We start from the raw sequence: 17,991 nt of genomic DNA on the forward strand, positions 1-17,991 counted from the left end.
GCCCCAGCTCTTCGCTTCAGGCCCTCGCCCCCACCGCAGCCCCAGCTCTTCACCTCAGGCCCTCGCCCTCACTCAGCCCCAGCTCTTCGGCTCAGCCCTCCCCCGTTTTGCTTGGCTTTGCTTCTGCCTCCACCACGGCCTTGCCCAGCCTCCGCCTCAGCCCTCACCGTCGTCCTCGCCTCGCCTCGCCTCGCCTCTGGCTCAACCCTGCCCGCTTGCTTCAGCCCTGGGCTCGCCCACGTTCCCCAGCCCGCACCAAGATCCCACCAAAGGAGCAGCGCCCATCCAAGATCGCGGACAGGATGCAGGTAGCACGACTCCAAGATCGCGGACAGGAGGCCAGGCGACACGGCTTCAAGATTGCGAGCAGGGGGCCAGGCGGCACGACTCCGAGATCGCAGGCAGGGGGCCAGGCGGCATGGCTCCAAGATCGCGGGCAGGGGGCCAGGCAGCACGACTCCAAGATCGCGGGCAGGAAAGCGCAGTGCGCCTCCACGATCGCGCAGAAAGATCGATCGACTCAGCCTTCTCGCGTCTCGACTCACCACCCAGCAGGATCGCCACACCAGCGAGCCGCACGGTCGCCACCATCCGCCGCAGCGCAGATCTTGGACGCCACCGAAAAGTCCAAGATCTCACGACTACCGCAGCCGCCCGGCGGGCCTCACACAGTTGACGAAAGAGCACGCGACGCCGCCAGAACGCCCGGAGCTGCGCGAACGGCAGGAAGCTAGGACTGCTCGGGCGGCAACGTCAGCAAGTGGGCGGCCACCGCCAAGTCGATCGGACGCGTGATCTTCAGCGCCAGGTCGGAGCCGGGGACGCAGTGGACGGAGCGGCCCAGTTTCTCCACGGCTCCCGCGTCGTCGGTGTGCGAGTCGGCTGCGGCGGCGTGGGCGGCTCGCAGGACGTCGGCGCGGAAGCCTTGCGGCGTTTGCACTGCTCGGAGCACCGCACGGTCGACCGTGCCGAGGACTGTCCCCTCCGCGGAGACCTCTTTGATCGTGTCGACGACCGGGAGGACCGGGATCACGGCGTCGGCGCCGTCGCGGACTGCCGCGGCCACGCGTTCGAAGACGGCGACCGGGGTCAGGCAGCGGGCCGCGTCGTGGACCAGCACGATCGGCAGGGCAGGCGGGACGGCCGCCAGTGCGGCGGCCACCGACTCCTGGCGCTCGGCGCCGCCGGCCACCACGGTGACCGGGGCTATCTGGGCGAGGAGGGTGCGCACGGCGTCGACGTCAGGCGGCGGGGCGGCGACCACGATCATGGCGACCGAGGGGGACGCGGCGATCCGGCGGATCGCGTGGACGAGCAGTGGCTCGCCGTCGAGGAGGCGGAGCGCCTTCGGACCGCCCGGACCGAGCCGGACGCCGGCGCCCGCGGCTGGAACGACGACCGCGACGTCACCGCGAGCACTGGGCTGCGCGGTCACGTCGCGGTCGTCGGACACAGTTTCGAGGAGTGTTTGCGTCGGGTGGATCAGGCCTCGGTGAGGACCTTGTCGAGCAGGACCTCGGCCTCATCCTTGGTGCTCTTCTCAGCGAGGGCAACCTCACCGACCAGGATGTCGCGGGCCTTGGCGAGCATGCGCTTCTCGCCTGCGGACAGGCCACGCTCACGCTCACGGCGCCAGAGGTCACGAACGACCTCGGCAACCTTCAGCGGGTTGCCGGAAGCAAGCTTCTCCAGGTTGGCCTTGTAACGCCGCGACCAGTTGGTCGGCTCCTCGGTGTGCGGAGCACGCAAGACGTCGAAGACCTTGCCCAGGCCTTCTTCGCCAACCACTTCGCGCACGCCGACTTCTTCGGCGTTCTCAGCGGGCACCCGAACAGTCAGATCGCCCTGGGCGACACGCAGAACGAGATACTGCCTTTCAACGCCCTTGATGACCCTAGTCTCGATTGCCTCGATGAGTGCGGCCCCGTGGTGGGGGTAAACAACGGTCTCGCCGACACTGAAAACCATAGGTTCGAAACCCCTTTCGCTGTGTCTAGGGTAACACGCCCAGGCGGCGGTGTCTCGCCCTGGCGGTCACTGTTAGTGCAGCTCAGAGGGCATGTGATGGGGCTTTCTCCCGCTTGACAGGGAAGCGAGAAGCTGCCTAAGTAACTCAAAGTGACGAGGGCATCACGGTCAACGCCAGCGAGTCGGAAATTCCGGACCTGATGGCTTTGTCAGATCAAGCTTATCGCTAAGGTCCGCAATGACGCACCACTGGCGATGCGGCTCCTCGTGCGAGACGCTGGACGGGAGTTCCCCGACCGAAGCAAGATCTGGTCGGCCAGGGGGGAGGTTGAGTCATGGCTGGCGCGAGCGACAACGGCGGCTGGCCGCCTGACGGCGGTGCCAACGACGATCTGCCTGACCTCCCTGAGGAGTGGGGGGTCATCGTCATTCCCGACGACCTCTCGGCGCTCTCCGAGGAGGTCGCGGCGGTCCGTGCCGAGCTGAACACGGCCGGACCCGCCACCCGGTGGCAGCGTTTCACCCGCAGCCCCGCGATACGCGGGCTGCGGCGTCTGGGCGCGCTCGCGGTGCGTACCCCCGCCTTGATCATCACGATGGCGATCCTGGTCACCGTGGCGAGCTTGTTCGCCTCGGCGTGGCCCGGCCCGCCCCGCCAGCCGGCCACGCAGCGCACGGCGAACACCACCGAGGATCCGAGTGGGAAGCTGCCCGCCCTAGAGCTGATCGGGACCGGCGGGCAGAACGTGTCGCTCGTCAGCCGACTACCGGCCGTAATCATCGTGACCGACGGCTGCGCATGCGACGAACTGATCGCCGAGACCGCCTCGCTGGTCAAACCGGACACCGCGGTCATCGCCGTCTCGTCCACGATCGGCACTCCGGGGACAGCCACCGGCACGGTCAAGCTGCCACCGGCGCAGACTCCGCAGGCCGACGGCAAGACGGTGAGCCTCCTGCAGGATCCGACCGGCGGGCTCCGGCGGCACCTCGGGCTGGAGGCACCCGATGGGACGGCGGCCGTGCTGCTCGTCGACAAATTCAACCGGATCGTGCGCCTGCAGCGCCGCCTGGCCTCGATCGAGGAGATCCGCCCCGACCTGGCCCGCCTCTGAAACGTCGCGAAAAACCGGGTAGGCGAAAACGCGCGGCACCCGCACCCAACGACAAAACGACAACCGCCGCCTACCAATTCAGGCGCTGGAGGGTGTAGCGGAACACCACCGGCCCGGCCGCCTCCACGTTCACCCGCAAGTGGAGCTCGCTGGCCAGTCCGACGCTGAACACCTCCGGGGTGCGGGAGCCCGAGCACCGCATGCCGCGCCCGGTCTCACCCTCGCCGAGGCTGACCCGCACCCGGCTGCCGTCCACCCCGGCGCAGACGACCGAGACCAGGAACTCGCCGCTGCCGACAGCGGCGACCTCCTCGTGCCCGTCTCCGTCGCCGAGGGCGAGCGTGTTCGACATCTGCTGCTCACCGGACTCGGGCAGCAGCTGCTCGGCGGTCCGCTGCCAGCCGTGCAGCCGGTCGTCGGCCGGCTCGGCGGGAGCGGCCTGCCACCACCATGCCGCGCCCGCGATCAGCACGAATGCCGTCAATAGGTGTAGGACGGCCCCGCGGCCCCGTTCCGCGCTCACGCTCCGAGAGTAAGGCCCTCCAGAAGAGTGACATAGAGCGTGAGCCCGGGACCAAACGCAAGCATGACGATCCGCCGTGGTGGATCCTTCCGGCGGCGCAGGGCGTCGAGGACGAGGAGGACGGTCGGCGAGGAGCAGTTCCCGTACGCCGCCAGCACCTCCCGCGAGGCGGACAGCGCCGCGTCATCGAGCTCGAGCCGCTCCTGCACCACGTCGAGGATCTTGGGACCGCCCGGATGGACCGCCCAGCCGTCCACGTCGGCGACGGTGAGCCCGCGCCGGGCCAGGACGTCGTCGACGAGACCGCGGACGTGCGTGGACAGCACGGCCGGAACCTGCGGCGAGAGGCCCATCCGGAATCCGGCGTCGGTCACCTCCCACGTCATGTGGTCGGCCGTCGTCGTGTCGGTGACCGCGGCGAGCTCGCTCACGGCGTACGAGGGAGAGGCGGTGGGAGAAACGCCGGGGGTGACCACGCACGCGACCGCGGCGTCGGCGAAGAGCGCATGCGAGACGATCTGCTGGATGTCGGTCCGGGTACCGGCCGGCTGGAGGTGCAGGCTGGTCAGCTCGGCGCAGAGGAGCAGCGCCGGACGCCCCCGGGCCACCACGAAGTCGGTGACCGTCCCGAGGCCGGGCAGGGCCGCGTAACAACCCATGTGCCCGACGAAGAGGCGTTGCACCGACGGCGACATGCCCATGTCCCGGGCCAGCAGGATGTCCAGGCCGGGTGTCGCGTACCCGGTGCACGAGCAGACGGCGAACAGCCCGAGCTCGTCGGCGGCGAGTCCCGCGTCGGCGAGCGCCCGGCCGACCGCCGCCTTGCCGAGCGGGACGGCCTCGACCTGATATCGCCGCATCCGGCGCTCGGTGGACCATCCGGAGACGTCTTCCAGGAGAGGACTGACGACAGCCTGCCTGGTACGGACCCCCGCATTCGTGAAGATCCGTTTCGCCAACGCCCGCCGCGCCCCGGTGTAGTGGTGGGCGAAGTAGCCCTCCCAGAGGTCCTCCTGCACGGCCGACGGCGGGAGGGCCACTCCCAGGCCGCTGATCACGGCGCTCACCACCGGGGTGCCACACCGTCGGAGTCGGGGTCGCCGCCGAGCGCCTCGATGCCGAGCCAGTCGGCGCAGACGTCGCTCGTGGCGGGCTGCAGCGAACCGGCCCGGGCGTCCCGGTAGAGCCGTTCCAGCGGATGGCCCCGCCGCATGGCGGACGTGCCGGCGGCTTCCAGCATCGACGCCGCGACCTCGGCCGCGGTCGTGCCGGCCAGCAGCTTCGCCCGCCACACCCAGCGGTTGGTCTCGGCGTCGCCGGGCGCCGCGTCGACGCGCCGGGCTGCTTCCCGGACCGCGAGGTGAGCGGCGGAGACGGCGGCGTCCGCCCGGCCTATCCGGGCCCGTATCGCGGGCAGATGATCAAGTTTGCGGGAGAGGACGTGGTCGATCGCCGCGTCGACGGCGGCGCGGGCCACCCCGACGTAGACGGCGGCATAACTGGCGACCATCCAGTGCGGCGCGAGCTGCACGGCCACCAGCGCCAGCCCTTCCACGCCGCCGAGCAGCGACGACGCCGGAACCCTGACGTCGATGTGCAGGTCGTGGGATCCCGTGGCGCGCATGCCGAGCGAGTCCCAGGTCTCCTCGACCCGCAGCCCGTCACCGGCCGGCACCAGGAACTGCGAGACCTGGGTGGGATCGCCGGCGCTGCGAGCGGCCACCAGATAGGCGTCCGCCTGCCCGGCTCCCGAGCAGAACGTCTTCGAACCGGTGATCCGATATCCGCCGTCCACCGGCTCGTACGTCGTGGTCAGCTTCGACAGCCGGGAGCCGGCGCCGCGTTCGCTCATGGCGACCGCGTACCAGCTGCCGCCCGCAGCGGCTTTGAGGTGCTCGTCGCGGGCCTCCAGTGCCTCGGCCGGCAGACCGAGCGCCTCGGCCAGTCCGTCGCTGATGCTCCCGAGGGCGCCGGTGACCGAGGCGTGCATGTTGAAGACCAGGGCGGTGGCGCCGTTGCCGCGAGCCAGTTCGTAGGCGACCTCGGCGTACTCGGTGAAGCCGGCGCCCGACCCACCCAGCCGGGACGGGACCATCAGGCCGAAGAACCCGGCGTCCCGGAGCTCGGCGAAATCGTCGACCGGGAACGAGCCGTCCCGGTCGGTCGCGGCGGCGCGGGCGGCGAACCGCGGCGCGAGCCGGCGAGCCTCATCGATCATGCCGAGTACCCACCCCTTGATAGAGAACGGCGGCGGAGAACGCCGGAACGATCCTTCCCGCGGATCCCCTGCGTAACACCAGCCACTTGAACAAACCGGAGATCGTCGGCCGGACGCCGCGGATCCGGACCGTCACGCCGTGCCGGGCGAACTCGGCGACCAGCCTCGACGGCGGCACGAACAGGTCCGGGTCGTGCAGGCCCACCGGCGCGACGCCGAGCCGCTCCCCGAGGGTCACCGTGATCAGCCGGCTCAGCACGGTGTCGTTCACCGTGTCCAGCACGATCAGGCCGCCCGGCTTGAGCACCCGGGACAGTTCGGCAACCGTGCCGGGGAGGTCGGTGACGTGCTCCAGGATCTCGCCGGCGACGACGACGTCGGCGCTCCCGCTTCGCAGCGGCAGCCTGGTCACGTCGCCGTTCACGCAGCTGATGCCTTCTTTCCCCGCCAGCTCCAGGCCGGTGACGCCCAGATCGACGCCGACGTGCCGGTAACCCTTCTCGGCCACGTGCGGGGCGAGCAGCCCGCCGCCGCAGCCGGCGTCCAGCAGGATCCGGCCGGGAGCGGACGCGGGCGGGATGAGCGCGGCCCGGGCGGCGGCCAGCCAGTGCAGAAGCTCGAAATCTCCGGCGGGCCGCCACCACTCGGCGGCCAGGTCGTCGTACTGACGGGGGTCGTTGCGCTGCATCGACAGCATGCGATCGAGCCTGGCACGGGATCGGCAGATCCACCACACTGCGATTCATGTCCATGTCCCGTGCACTGGCTCTGCTCCGGGCGTCGCATCCGGAACCGGGCGGCGCGGTCACCCTCGCGATGGCGCTGCTCGCCGTAGGGGTCGGGCACCGGGGATGGCGTCTCCTGGCCGTGATCCTCGCGGTGGCCGCGACCCAGCTGGCGGTCGGCTGGGTGAACGACTGGCTGGACGCGGATCGGGACCTCCACGCCGGGCGGCGGGACAAGCCTGTCGCTTCCGGGGCGGTCTCCCGCCGTACCGTCGGGATCTCGGGTTTGATCGCAGCCCTCGCCATCCCGGTGCCGGCGCTTCCCCTCGGCGCCGCGCCCACCGTCGTGATCTCGCTGGTCGGGGTGTTCGCGCTGCTCTACGACTGGCCGCTGAAATCCACCGCGTTCTCGGTGGTGCCCTATCTCGTGGCGTTCGGCCTGCTGCCGGCGTTCGTCGTGGTGTCGCTGCCCGGAAATCCGGCGCCACCGGCCTGGATCGTGGTCGCGGGCGCGCTGCTCGGCGGCGGCGCGCACTTCGCCAACGTGCTGCCGGATCTCGCCGACGACGCCGCGACCGGGGTGCGGGGCCTGCCGCATCGCATCGGCGCACGCGGCTCGCAGGTGGCCGCCGCGGTGCTCCTTCTCGGCGCGACGCTCACGCTGGTCTTCGGACCGCCCGGGCCTCCGTCGTGGTCCGGCTGGGCGGCGGCCGCGGCCTCCGTCGTGGTCCTTCTAGCAGGGGCGTACGGGTCCAAGCGCGCACGTGGACGACCGGTCGCGCTGTTTCGCGCGGTGATGGTGGTGGCTCTGATGGACGTCGTGCTGCTGGTACTCAGTTGATCTTTTTGTCAGCGTCACCGGCACCGGATGGATGGGTCGGCGCACGCGGCCGATCGCCGCCCATTAGGCTGATCTAACACCTTGGTGTCTCTATTTGGAGGATCGTGATGCGTCCCCTGGGAACCCGTCGCGCCGTTCGGGCCGCGGGTGCCGCCACGGTCGCTGTCCTGGCACTGGCCGGGTGCTCGGCCGGTCAGGTCGCCGAAACCGCCATGCTGGACACGCCCATCGGCGGTGTCGACACGCAGACCGTCAGCGGGAGCGTCTACATCCGCAACCTGCAGGTGGAGTACCCGGGTGTCGAGGGCTACGCGGCGGGGTCGAACGCGCCGCTCGAGCTGAGCCTCTACAACCAGACCGACAACGAGATCACCGTCTCGATCAGCACCAAGCCGACCGAGCAGGCCGAGGTCGTCTCGGCCAGCCAGGTGGGCGTCGTCTCGGCGGCTTCTCCTTCCCCGGTGGCGTCCTCTTCTGCCGCGGCTCCTTCTTCTGAGGCGTCGGCCGAGGTCGAGCCTTCGGCGCCGGTCGCCGAGCCGTCCGGCCCGGCCGTCGACGTCGCGCCCGCGCAGTTCAAGATCGGCGCGCAGGGCTCCGCTCTGTTCCGGCCGACCGATGCCGCTCAGCTGCAGGTCATCGGCCTGAGCGAGAAGCTCCCGCCGGGCACCTCGGTCAACCTGGTCTTCGAGTTCAGCGACGGTTCGCCGACGATGGAGGTCCAGGCCCCGGTCGCGACCCCGCTGTCCCCCGGACCGCGCGAGGAGCCCCACCTGGACGAGGACGAAGAGCACTGAGCGGAGTTGTCGTACCCCTGGGCTAGCTTTGCCAGGTGACGACCTCCCGCGCGGCCGCCAAGGCTCCTCGCGCCTCCTACGTCTGTGACGCCTGCGGCCACCAGCCACCCAAGTGGGTCGGCAAGTGTCCGGAGTGCGGCGAGTGGGGCTCGATCATCGAGTCCACAGTCTCCGCGCCCCTGGTCTCCGGCCGGGTCGTCAGTTCCCGCATGCCGTCCGAGCCGGCCCGGCCGATCGCCCAGATCAGCGCCGCGCCGGCTCGTGCCGTTCCGACAGGCGTCGGCGAGCTCGACCGGGTCCTCGGTGGCGGCCTGGTGCCCGGCGCCGTGGTGCTGCTCGCCGGCGAGCCCGGTGTGGGCAAGTCGACGCTCCTGCTCGACGTGGCCCAGCAGTGGGCGGCCGGCGCCGGCACACCGTCGCTCGTGGTCAGCGGCGAGGAGTCGGTGAGCCAGGTCCGCCTCCGCGCCGAGCGGCTGGGCGCGCTGCACGACCACCTCTACCTCGCCGCCGAAAACGATCTGGGCACCGTGATCGGCCACCTCGACGCCGTGAAACCCGGCCTGCTCGTGCTCGACTCGGTGCAGACCGTCTCCGCCCCCGGCACCGAGGGTGTGCCCGGCGGCGTGACCCAGGTCCGCGCCGTGACGGCGGCCCTCGTCTCGATCGCGAAGGAGCGCGGCATCGCGACGGTGCTGGTCGGCCACGTGACGAAGGACGGGCAGGTCGCCGGCCCCCGCGTCCTGGAGCACCTGGTCGACGTGGTCCTGCACTTCGAGGGCGACAAGCACTCGTCGTTGCGTCTGGTCCGCGGCGTGAAGAACCGGTTCGGCGCCGCCGACGAGGTGGGCTGCTTCGAGATGCACGAGGGTGGCATCACGAGCCTGCCCGACCCGTCCGGCCTGTTCCTCACGCGATACCTCGAACCCGTTCCCGGCACGTGCGTCACCGTCGCGATGGAGGGCCGCCGCGCGCTCGTCACGGAGGTGCAGGCGCTGATCGGGGCGGAGGTGCAGGGGTCGCCCCGGCGGACCGTCTCGGGTCTCGACGGCGCTCGTCTCGCGATGGTCCTCGCCGTCCTGGAGCGCCGCACCAAGCAGCTCAAACTCTCCAACCGTGAGGTCTTCGCGGCCACCGTCGGCGGCATCCGGCTCACCGAGCCGTCGGCCGACCTGGCGATGGCGCTCGCCGTGGCGTCCGGCGGCCTCGATCTGGCGATGCCGCCGACCCTGGTGGCGATCGGCGAGGTCGGCCTGACCGGTGAGATCCGCCGGGTCGGCGCGGTCGGCCGGCGGCTCGCCGAGGCGGCCCGGCTCGGCTTCAGGGTCGCGCTGGTCCCGCCGGGCTGCGGCCCCGAGGAGACGAACGGCGTGCCGAAGAGCATGCAGGTGGTCGAGGTCGGCGATCTCCGCTCGGCGTTGCAGAGCGCCGCCAAAGCAGCCGCCGCACACGGCTCACGGTGACCGACAGTGACGATTCATCACGCTACGGAGCATTCATCGAACCACGCCTCGTTGGCCTGGATGACAGTCCGTAGAATGTCCAGGTGCCGCTCGACCGCGATGGTTCCAAGCCCGCCGCCAGTTCAACGCCGCGTCCCGGCGTCAACGGTCGTGCGATGACGCCGGCGGTCGGCCCCGGCCTCACTGGTGGCGCCAGCGATCCGCTGCGCGCCAACCTGGCCCTGATGGCGCCCGGCACCGCCCTGCGCGACGGCCTCGAGCGCATCCTGCGGGGGCGCACCGGCGCGCTGATCGTGCTGGGCTACGACTCGGTCGTCGAGACCATCTGCACCGGCGGTTTCCCGCTCGATGTGGAGTTCTCCGCGACCCGCCTGCGCGAGCTGTGCAAGATGGACGGCGCTGTCGTGATGTCCAGCGACGGCACCCGCATCGTCCGGGCCGCCGTGCACCTGATGCCCGACCCCTCGATCCACTCCGAGGAGTCCGGCACCCGCCACCGCACCGCCGAGCGGGTCGCCAAGCAGACCGGCTTCCCGGTCATCTCGGTGAGCCAGTCGATGCACATCATCGGCCTCTATGTGAACGGGCAGCGCCACGTCCTCGACGACTCGGCGGCGATCCTGTCCCGGGCCAACCAGGCGCTCGCCACGCTGGAGCGCTACAAGCTCCGCCTCGACGAGGTCTCCGGCACCCTCTCCGCCCTGGAGATCGAAGACCTGGTGACCGTGCGGGACGCCGTCGCCGTGGTTCAGCGTCTCGAAATGGTCAGGCGCATCGCCGACGAGATCTCCGGATACGTGGTCGAGCTCGGCACCGACGGCCGCCTCCTGGCCCTGCAGCTCGACGAGCTCATGGCCGGTGTCGATGCCGACCGCACCCTGGTCATCCGCGACTACCTGCCGTCCGGCCGCAAAGCTCGCACCCTCGACGAGGCCCTCGTCGAACTCGACCTCCTCACCGCCACCGAGATGATCGACCTGGTCGCCGTGGCGAAAGCGATCGGCTACCCGGGCGCGTCCGACGCTCTCGACGCCGCCGTGTCGCCGCGTGGCTTCCGCCTGCTCGCCAAGGTTCCGCGCCTGCCCGCCCAGATCGTCGACCGGCTGGTCGACCATTTCGGCAGCCTGCAGCGCCTGCTCGGAGCGACTGTGGAAGATCTGCAGGCCGTCGAGGGGGTCGGGGACGCCCGCGCTCGCGGGGTGCGGGAGGGGCTGTCGCGCCTCGCCGAGGCGTCGATCCTCGAGCGATACGTTTAGTGAAGTAGCTCACTCTCACCGGCACTCCGACGGTGAAAAATCGGGTTGATGGTCGCGCACGATGCCCGCCGGTCGTCACTGAGCGTATCTACAACGGCTGGAAGACATCGTTGGCGTGGTCTGCCACCGCTGCGCCGACGACCGTCGCCGAGAGCGGGAGCATTTCCAGGCAGCGGCGTACGGCCTGGCCCATGACCGGGTTCGGGACTCGCAGCGAGACGGTGCAGTGCGGCACCCACCGGCCGGGCCGGTACTGCTCCCAGACGTCGATTCCCCGTTCGCTGAGCCGCGAGTGGACGACGCGATGGTGGGCGAGGAGTGGATCGGTGACGGTCACGCCGAGCCAGAGCACGCGACCCACGAACTGGCCGACGAAGTCCATCCGCAGCGAGAGATCCTGGCCGACGGGTATGCCGGCGAGGGCCGCGGCCACCGCTTGCGGGTCGATGCGATGGGCGGCCGCGAGGGATACGTGCGGCCGGTGCCGGGCGTGCAGGGAGCCGAGGCTGGGGATGCCGTCGTCTTCGAGGGCACGCCACAGTGTGCGGATCCGCCGGGTGGCGTCGACGTCCAGATAGAGCTCGAGAGCAGCGACCACGAACGGATCAGGCGACGATCTTCACGCTCGCCGGCGCGCTGATCAGCTCGCCGAGGCGGCCGCGCAGCTCGTAGTCGCCGGCGGGCGGCACCGGGCCGGACGGCAGGTTGTTCGCGCACTGGGTGGACTGCTTGCCGTTCCAGGTCACCTGGTACTCGCGTTCGGCGCCGGGTGCGAACGCCCGGATGTCGCTGCCGGTGGCGGTGCTGCACTTGTCCGAGGACCAGATCGTGGTGGCACCCTGACCCAGGTACAGCTCCTGCGGCTCGGCGCCCACATCGCGCGTGCACGTCCGCGTACCGATGTTCTTGATCTTCAATCGGATCTCGAGTGGCACGCCGCGCTTGACCGTCGTCTGGGTCGGGATGGGCGTCACCGACATCTCGGCATCGGCACAGGCGCCGCCGTCGCCGCCGGCCGGGACGGCAGCCGTCGTGGCGGCGGCAGCGGGTGGCGTGGTGGTCGGCAGCAGCTGCTCGGCCGGGTCGACCGGGTCCGTGGTCAGCAGGTCGGCCGGGTCGGGCAGCGCGGGACCCGCACCGGGCCCGGCGCTGTCCAGGAAGGAGGGCGTCGGCGACGGCGAACCCGTCTCCGGGGCCGGCGTCGGGTACTGCGACGACGCGTTCTTGGTCTTCGGGTCACTGTCGTCCTCGCCGGAGCAGGACATGAACAGCACGATGACGCCGAGCAGCACCGCGCCCAGCACGACAGCACGCCGTCGCCAGTAGACGCCGGGTGAGAGGGGACCAACCGTCGCACGCATGATGCGCCAACGGTAGACCCGCCTGACCATCGGCACGCGCGCGACGCGCCGGTTATGCGACACCAACTCGCGAAACTGTCGTTAGAGATAAACCTTGCGCTGGTAGACGGCGTGCGCCCCGGAGACCCGATCCAAGAAGATCTTGCCTCCACAGTGGTCGATCTCGTGTTGCAACGCCCGCGCCTCGAACGCGTCGGTCGTGATCGTGACGGGTTCACCCGTACCGGGGATCAGGGCCTCGACGACGATGCGGGTGGCGCGCTTCACGTCGCCGGTCAGCGACGGCACCGACATGCAGCCTTCCCGGCCGAGTCGCCACCGGCTCGCCTCGACGATCTTGGCGTTGCAGAGGACGAACGTGCCGTGCGTCGTGGCCGCTTTCGGGTGGCCGGTCACGTCGACGCAGAAGACCTGGGCGGGGATGCCCACCTGCGGCGCGGCAAGCCCGACACATCCGGGTGAAACCCGCATCGTCTCGACGAGATCCTCGGCCAGCCGGACCGTCGCCGGATCGGTCGGATCCACCTCCTCGGCGGCGCTGCTGAGCACGCTCGCCGGCGCGGTGACGACGGGCAGCACGCTCACAGCAGCTCCGACTCGGCGCGCCGCAGCGTCACGTCGACTCCCAGTTCGGCCCCGGCGACGGCGAGCTGCGCGGCGAGCACGTCGGCGGCGCCGGGCGGCAGGTCCACCTCGGCGACGAGCACGTAGAGCGGACCGGTGAGCCGCGTCGTCAGGTCGGTGATGTTGCCGCCGGCTGCGGCGACGACCCGGGTCACGGCCGCGACGATGCCGAGCCGGTCGGCGCCGTGCACGCTGACGAGATAGGGCTCGCCGGCCGGGCGAGAGTCCGATTCATCGGAGATTTCCCCCACGGTGGTTACCAACCCGGGAAAGTTCAGCACCGCCGAGACGGCCGCGGCTGACGGCCCCGAACAAACCAGCGTCATCGCGAAATGCCCGCGAAGACGAGTCATCGTCGAATCGGTCAGATTCGCGCCGACACCGGCGAGCGCCTCGGTCACGTCGGCGATGATGCCGGTCCGGTCGGGGCCGATGACGGTGATGGCTAGTTCAGGCACCCGCCTACAGTAAAACGGCTATGACTCTCGCCGACGCAGCCATCGCCTGGTACGACACGAATGCCCGAGATCTTCCCTGGCGCCAGCCGGATACCACCCCATGGGGTGTGCTGGTCAGCGAGGTGATGCTCCAGCAGACCCCGGTGGTCCGGGTCGAGCCGGCCTGGCGTTCCTGGATGACCCGATGGCCCACCCCCGCAGCCCTCGCCGCCGACCCCGCCTCCGAGGCGATCCGCATGTGGGGCCGGCTCGGATACCCCCGCCGCGCCATGCGCCTGCACGCCTGCGCCGAGGCGATCGTGGAGCGCCACGGCGGCCGGGTGCCGGACGATCTCGATCAGCTGCTGGCGCTGCCGGGCGTCGGCACCTACACCGCCCGCGCGGTCGCGACGTTCGCGTACGGCCAGCGTCATCCGGTCGTGGACACCAACGTGCGCCGGGTGGTCTGCCGAGCCGTCGAGGGCAAGCCGGACGCGGGACCGGCCACGACCGCCGCCGACCTGGTCGCCATGGAGGAGCTGCTCCCCGCCGACGTGCCGACGGCCGCGCGGGCGAGCATCGCGTTCATGGAGCTGGGCGCGATCATCTGTACCGCTCGCTCGCCGAAATGCGTGGATTGCCCGTTCGAGAAGGTCTGCGCCTGGCGGGCGACCGGCGCGCCCCTGCCCGAGGGCCCGAGCCGCAAGCCCCAGCGTTACGCCGGCACCGACCGCCAGGTCCGCGGCCTCATCCTCGAGGTGCTGCGGCACGCGACCGGTCCCGTACCCCGCCGGCGCCTCGACCTGGTCTGGTCCGACGAGATCCAACGCACCCGAGCCCTGGCCGGCCTGGTCGACGACGGTCTGGTCGAGCGCTTCGGCCCGGACGATTTCGTCCTGCCGGGCGACGCTTCCCGCACGGAGGCCCAGCAGCTTTAGTACCTCCGCCCGGTCGCTTTATCCGTCGCGTTCGCCCGGCGGCTCGGCCACGATGGTGAACCGTGCGACAAGTAAGAGCCCGATTCGACGACCACACGATCACCGTCTACCAGGCCTACTCCCCGGCCATCGCCGGCCCCGCGTTGAGGGCCGGCCGTTTCGTGCCGCCGTTCAAACCGGACCGCATGACCTGGATCAAGCCGTCGTTCCTCTGGATGATGTACCGCTCGGGCTGGGCCACCAAGCCCGGCCAGGAGCGCGTCCTGTCCATCAGCATCACCCGTGCCGGTTTCTCATGGGCGCTCGAGCAGGCGGCCCTGAGCAGCTACGACCACCGAGTCCACGATTCCCGTGCGACCTGGCAGGCAGCCCTGAAAGCGGCGCCGACAAGAGTCCAGTGGGACCCGGAACGCGACCTGCGACTGCGCGAACTCCCCGACCGCTCCCTGCAACTGGGCCTGGGCCCGCAGGCAGTCCCCCACTACACGAACGACTGGATCACCGAGATCCGAGACGCCACCCCACTGGCCCACCAAATCCGAGCCCTGCTGACCACAGGCGACGACGCGAAGGCAGCAACCCTCCTGCCCCAGGAAACCCCGTATCCCCTGCCACCCGAGCTCATGACCCGCATCGCCGCAAGCCCGCCGGCCCGCCCCCGCCCAGCGTGACCATGCAAGGTTCTGGGCGGGGGATGGCCCACGCAGGGATCAAGCCTGACCGCCCGGAGTGGGCCATCCCCCGCCCAGAACCGTCCCAGCACGCGCAAAGCAAACGGCCCGGCCACCACGGAGGCGACCGGGCCGTTCATGAAGCGATTACTCCTCGGTGGTAGCAGCCCCGAGGTCGGCCGGCACGGCGTCCGGCACCGACACTCCGCGGTCAGCGCCGCGGAACACCAGCTTGGACTTCTCGACCTGCGACGGGTCGCCCTCGCAGTCCACCACGACGATCTGGCCGGGGCGCAGCTCGTTGAAGAGGATCTGCTCGGACAGCGTGTCCTCCAGCTCGCGCTGGATGGTCCGGCGCAGCGGCCGGGCGCCGAGGACCGGGTCGAAGCCCTTGGCAGCGAGGTACTTCTTCGCGTTGTCGGTCAGCTCGAGACCCATGTCCTTGTTCTTCAGCTGGCCCTCGATGCGAGCCGTGAAGATGTCCACGATCTGCAGGATCTCCTTCTCCCGCAGCTGGTGGAAGACGATGGTGTCGTCGATACGGTTCAGGAACTCCGGGCGGAAGTGCTGCTTCAGCTCGTCGTTGACCTTGATCTTCATCCGCTCGTAGGAGGACTCCTCGGCCTCGGAGGCCTGGAAGCCGAGCGACACCGCCTTCGCCACGTCACGCGTGCCGAGGTTGGTGGTGAGGATGATGACCGTGTTCTTGAAGTCGACGATCCGGCCCTGGCCGTCGGTCAGGCGACCGTCCTCCAGGATCTGCAGCAGCGTGTTGAAGACGTCCGGGTGAGCCTTCTCGATCTCGTCGAAGAGGACCACGGAGAACGGCTTGCGGCGCACCTTCTCGGTCAGCTGGCCGCCCTCGTCGTAGCCGACGTAACCGGGAGGGGCACCGACGAGACGGGACACCGTGTAGCGGTCGTGGAACTCGGACATGTCGAGCTGGATCAGCGCGTCCTCGGAGCCGAAGAGGAACTCGGCGAGCGCCTTCGAGAGCTCGGTCTTACCGACGCCGGACGGGCCGGCGAAGATGAACGAGCCGGAGGGGCGCTTCGGGTCCTTCAGACCGGCACGGGTCCGCCGGATCGCCTTGGAGACCGCCTGGACCGCGTCTTCCTGGCCGATGACGCGCTTGTGCAGCTCGTCCTCCATGCGCAGGAGCCGCGAGGTCTCCTCCTCGGTCAGCTTGTAGACCGGGATGCCGGTCCAGTTGCCCAGGACCTCGGCGATCTGCTCGTCGTCGACCTCGGACACGACGTCGAGGTCGCCGGCCTTCCACTCCTTCTCCCGCTGCGCCTTCTGGTTGAGAAGGGTCTTCTCCTTGTCGCGCAGCTGGGCGGCCCGCTCGAAGTCCTGCGCGTCGATCGCGGACTCCTTGTCACGCCGCACCTGGGCGATGCGCTCGTCGAAGTCGCGGAGGTCCGGCGGCGCGGTCATCCGGCGGATGCGCATCCGTGCGCCGGCCTCGTCGATCAGGTCGATCGCCTTGTCCGGCAGGAAGCGATCCGAGATGTACCGGTCGGCGAGCGTCGCGGCCGCGACCAGGGCCGCGTCCGTGATGCTGATCCGGTGGTGCGCCTCGTAACGGTCCCGGAGGCCCTTGAGGATCTCGATGGTGTGCGCCAGCGACGGCTCGCCGACCTGGATGGGCTGGAAACGGCGCTCGAGGGCCGCGTCCTTCTCCAGGTGCTTGCGGTACTCGTCCAGCGTGGTCGCACCGATGGTCTGGAGCTCACCGCGCGCCAGCATCGGCTTGAGGATCGATGCGGCGTCGATCGCGCCCTCGGCGGCGCCGGCGCCCACCAGGGTGTGGATCTCGTCGATGAACAGGATGATGTCGCCGCGGGTGCGGATCTCCTTGAGAACCTTCTTGAGGCGCTCCTCGAAGTCACCGCGGTAGCGGGAGCCGGCCACGAGAGCACCGAGGTCCAGCGTGTAGAGCTGCTTGTCCTTCAGCGTCTCGGGCACCTCGCCCTTGACGATGGACTGGGACAGGCCCTCGACGACGGCGGTCTTGCCGACACCGGGCTCGCCGATCAGCACCGGGTTGTTCTTGGTCCGGCGCGACAGCACCTGCATGACCCGCTCGATTTCCTTCTCCCGGCCGATGACCGGGTCGAGCTTGCCCTCGCGGGCGGCCTGCGTCAGGTTGCGGCCGAACTGGTCCAGAACCAGCGAAGTGGACGGCGCGGCCTCACCGGTCGCGGCGCCGGCGGCGGCCGGCTCCTTGCCCTGGTAGCCGGAGAGCAGCTGGATGACCTGCTGGCGGACCCGGTTGAGGTCGGCGCCGAGCTTGACCAGCACCTGGGCGGCGACGCCCTCGCCCTCGCGGATCAGGCCGAGCAGGATGTGCTCGGTGCCGATGTAGTTGTGGCCGAGCTGAAGCGCCTCGCGCAGCGACAGCTCCAGAACCTTCTTGGCCCGCGGCGTGAACGGGATGTGCCCGCTCGGCGCCTGCTGACCCTGGCCGATGATCTCTTCAACCTGCTGACGGACGCCCTCGAGTGAGATGCCGAGGCTCTCCAGAGCCTTCGCGGCAACGCCCTCACCCTCGTGGATCAGACCGAGCAGGATGTGTTCGGTTCCGATGTAGTTGTGGTTGAGCATCCGGGCCTCTTCTTGGGCCAGGACGACAACCCGTCGCGCTCGGTCGGTGAACCGCTCGAACATGCCCTCGTGCTCCTCACGTGCCGTGCGCCCATGAACTGGCGGGGCCAGCGCACTGGGCATCGGTGATGCCCGTGCTGTAACTCTATCGCCGCTGACGCGCTCCGCTGGGTCCTCGTGACCCTTCGAAACGATCCGCGACGTTGTTTTAGCCAACTTCGCACGCTCAACGGCTGTTCCCCCACCCGAACGTGTACGCGGACAGCGAAATCCCCGCCGTCCACAGGCTGTGGACAACTAGCCACCTGCCTGTGGATAACTTGGGGACAGAACGCCGAGAGGGCGCGCTGATCGCGATGATCAGCGCGCCCTCTTCAACCGGGAAGCCCCGGCACGACCGGAGCCCAGCCACAGGCGGAGCCGAAGCCGAAGGCGGAGGCGAGAGGCAGCCCC

Annotated in this window: 18 protein-coding genes; 7 read left to right on the forward strand and 11 right to left on the reverse strand. The window is 70.0% G+C overall.

Going from position 1 to position 17,991, the window contains the following annotated elements:
• Positions 1-730 precede the first annotated feature (730 nt).
• Together ispD and EP757_RS08805 are read right to left on the reverse strand one after the other, a co-directional pair.
• Positions 731-1,435 carry a 2-C-methyl-D-erythritol 4-phosphate cytidylyltransferase gene (gene ispD / locus EP757_RS08800; RefSeq protein ID WP_127554143.1) on the reverse strand — a complete coding sequence of 235 codons (705 nt, stop codon included), beginning with the start codon at positions 1,433-1,435 and terminating at the stop codon, positions 731-733.
• Between the two features lie 47 nt (positions 1,436-1,482).
• On the reverse strand, positions 1,483-1,968 hold the full coding sequence (locus EP757_RS08805; RefSeq protein WP_014447856.1) for a CarD family transcriptional regulator: 486 nt from the start codon (positions 1,966-1,968) through the stop codon (positions 1,483-1,485).
• Between the two features lie 335 nt (positions 1,969-2,303).
• Between EP757_RS08805 and EP757_RS08810 the strand changes: the two genes are divergently transcribed.
• Complete coding sequence (locus EP757_RS08810) at positions 2,304-3,083, forward strand: hypothetical protein (protein WP_127543756.1); 780 nt, start codon at positions 2,304-2,306, stop codon at positions 3,081-3,083.
• Between the two features lie 70 nt (positions 3,084-3,153).
• On the opposite strand, the gene EP757_RS08815 is transcribed toward EP757_RS08810, so the two are convergent.
• The 4 genes from EP757_RS08815 to EP757_RS08830 are packed head-to-tail and all read right to left on the reverse strand — an operon-like array spanning position 3,154 to position 6,521.
• Positions 3,154-3,606, reverse strand: coding sequence for a DUF6023 family protein (locus tag EP757_RS08815; RefSeq protein WP_127543758.1), 453 nt, complete (start codon positions 3,604-3,606; stop codon positions 3,154-3,156).
• Complete coding sequence (locus tag EP757_RS08820) at positions 3,603-4,676, reverse strand: type III polyketide synthase (RefSeq protein WP_127543760.1); 1,074 nt, start codon at positions 4,674-4,676, stop codon at positions 3,603-3,605. The genes EP757_RS08815 and EP757_RS08820 overlap by 4 nt, the downstream gene beginning before the upstream one ends.
• Complete coding sequence (locus tag EP757_RS08825; RefSeq protein ID WP_127543762.1) at positions 4,670-5,824, reverse strand: acyl-CoA dehydrogenase family protein; 1,155 nt, start codon at positions 5,822-5,824, stop codon at positions 4,670-4,672. The genes EP757_RS08820 and EP757_RS08825 overlap by 7 nt, the downstream gene beginning before the upstream one ends.
• Entirely contained in the window at positions 5,814-6,521 is a 708-nt protein-coding gene (locus tag EP757_RS08830) for a methyltransferase domain-containing protein (protein WP_127543764.1), read from the reverse strand. The genes EP757_RS08825 and EP757_RS08830 overlap by 11 nt, the downstream gene beginning before the upstream one ends.
• A gap of 47 nt (positions 6,522-6,568) precedes the next feature.
• Between EP757_RS08830 and EP757_RS08835 the strand changes: the two genes are divergently transcribed.
• From EP757_RS08835 to disA, 4 genes are all read left to right on the forward strand, one after another.
• The gene (locus EP757_RS08835; protein ID WP_127543766.1) at positions 6,569-7,390 is read left to right on the forward strand and encodes a UbiA family prenyltransferase; all 822 of its coding nucleotides are present in this window, start codon (positions 6,569-6,571) and stop codon (positions 7,388-7,390) included.
• Positions 7,391-7,497: 107 nt separating this feature from the next.
• Positions 7,498-8,184, forward strand: coding sequence for a hypothetical protein (locus tag EP757_RS08840; protein WP_127543768.1), 687 nt, complete (start codon positions 7,498-7,500; stop codon positions 8,182-8,184).
• A gap of 35 nt (positions 8,185-8,219) precedes the next feature.
• On the forward strand, positions 8,220-9,644 hold the full coding sequence (gene radA, locus EP757_RS08845; RefSeq protein WP_127543771.1) for a DNA repair protein RadA: 1,425 nt from the start codon (positions 8,220-8,222) through the stop codon (positions 9,642-9,644).
• A gap of 83 nt (positions 9,645-9,727) precedes the next feature.
• Positions 9,728-10,900 (forward strand): DNA integrity scanning diadenylate cyclase DisA, encoded by a 1,173-nt coding sequence (gene disA, locus EP757_RS08850; RefSeq protein ID WP_127543773.1) that lies wholly within the window; start codon positions 9,728-9,730, stop codon positions 10,898-10,900.
• 88 nt (positions 10,901-10,988) lie between these two features.
• Here the strand turns inward: disA and EP757_RS08855 are convergent, their stop codons facing one another.
• The 4 genes from EP757_RS08855 to EP757_RS08870 all read right to left on the reverse strand — a co-directional run bounded on the left by EP757_RS08855 (position 10,989) and on the right by EP757_RS08870 (position 13,343).
• Positions 10,989-11,498 carry a 2'-5' RNA ligase family protein gene (locus EP757_RS08855; RefSeq protein WP_127543775.1) on the reverse strand — a complete coding sequence of 170 codons (510 nt, stop codon included), beginning with the start codon at positions 11,496-11,498 and terminating at the stop codon, positions 10,989-10,991.
• A gap of 7 nt (positions 11,499-11,505) precedes the next feature.
• Positions 11,506-12,261 carry an adhesin gene (locus EP757_RS08860; protein WP_127543777.1) on the reverse strand — a complete coding sequence of 252 codons (756 nt, stop codon included), beginning with the start codon at positions 12,259-12,261 and terminating at the stop codon, positions 11,506-11,508.
• Positions 12,262-12,342: 81 nt separating this feature from the next.
• On the reverse strand, positions 12,343-12,846 hold the full coding sequence (gene def, locus EP757_RS08865; protein WP_127543779.1) for a peptide deformylase: 504 nt from the start codon (positions 12,844-12,846) through the stop codon (positions 12,343-12,345).
• Positions 12,843-13,343 carry a glycine cleavage system protein R gene (locus EP757_RS08870; protein ID WP_127543780.1) on the reverse strand — a complete coding sequence of 167 codons (501 nt, stop codon included), beginning with the start codon at positions 13,341-13,343 and terminating at the stop codon, positions 12,843-12,845. The genes def and EP757_RS08870 overlap by 4 nt, the downstream gene beginning before the upstream one ends.
• A 20-nt stretch (positions 13,344-13,363) precedes the next feature.
• On the opposite strand from EP757_RS08870, the gene EP757_RS08875 reads away from it, so the two are divergent.
• A complete protein-coding gene (locus tag EP757_RS08875; RefSeq protein ID WP_127543782.1) occupies positions 13,364-14,260 on the forward strand; it encodes an A/G-specific adenine glycosylase in 897 nt (298 codons plus the stop codon).
• Between the two features lie 62 nt (positions 14,261-14,322).
• Positions 14,323-14,931: a DUF4291 domain-containing protein gene (locus EP757_RS08880; protein ID WP_127543784.1), complete on the forward strand. Its 609-nt coding sequence runs from the start codon at positions 14,323-14,325 to the stop codon at positions 14,929-14,931.
• A 147-nt stretch (positions 14,932-15,078) separates the two neighbouring features.
• Here EP757_RS08880 and EP757_RS08885 read toward each other — a convergent pair whose 3' ends face one another.
• Positions 15,079-17,601, reverse strand: a complete 2,523-nt coding sequence (locus EP757_RS08885) for an ATP-dependent Clp protease ATP-binding subunit (protein ID WP_127543786.1) — start codon at positions 17,599-17,601, stop codon at positions 15,079-15,081.
• Positions 17,602-17,991: the final 390 nt, after the last annotated feature.

Origin of the sequence: Actinoplanes sp. OR16, assembly GCF_004001265.1 — a bacterium.
Taxonomy (GTDB): Bacteria; Actinomycetota; Actinomycetes; order Mycobacteriales; family Micromonosporaceae; genus Actinoplanes.

Bases quoted from the DNA above. Each gene is read 5' to 3' on its own strand.
- EP757_RS08860 (WP_127543777.1), bottom strand. From the start codon at position 12,261: ATGCGTGCGACGGTTGGTCCCCTCTCACCCGGCGTCTACTGGCGACGG.
- EP757_RS08875 (WP_127543782.1), top strand. From the start codon at position 13,364: ATGACTCTCGCCGACGCAGCCATCGCCTGGTACGACACGAATGCCCGA.
- EP757_RS08805 (WP_014447856.1), bottom strand. From the start codon at position 1,968: ATGGTTTTCAGTGTCGGCGAGACCGTTGTTTACCCCCACCACGGGGCC.
- EP757_RS08830 (WP_127543764.1), bottom strand. From the start codon at position 6,521: ATGCTGTCGATGCAGCGCAACGACCCCCGTCAGTACGACGACCTGGCC.
- EP757_RS08835 (WP_127543766.1), top strand. From the start codon at position 6,569: ATGTCCATGTCCCGTGCACTGGCTCTGCTCCGGGCGTCGCATCCGGAA.
- EP757_RS08885 (WP_127543786.1), bottom strand. From the start codon at position 17,601: ATGTTCGAGCGGTTCACCGACCGAGCGCGACGGGTTGTCGTCCTGGCC.
- EP757_RS08840 (WP_127543768.1), top strand. From the start codon at position 7,498: ATGCGTCCCCTGGGAACCCGTCGCGCCGTTCGGGCCGCGGGTGCCGCC.
- EP757_RS08810 (WP_127543756.1), top strand. From the start codon at position 2,304: ATGGCTGGCGCGAGCGACAACGGCGGCTGGCCGCCTGACGGCGGTGCC.
- EP757_RS08825 (WP_127543762.1), bottom strand. From the start codon at position 5,824: ATGATCGATGAGGCTCGCCGGCTCGCGCCGCGGTTCGCCGCCCGCGCC.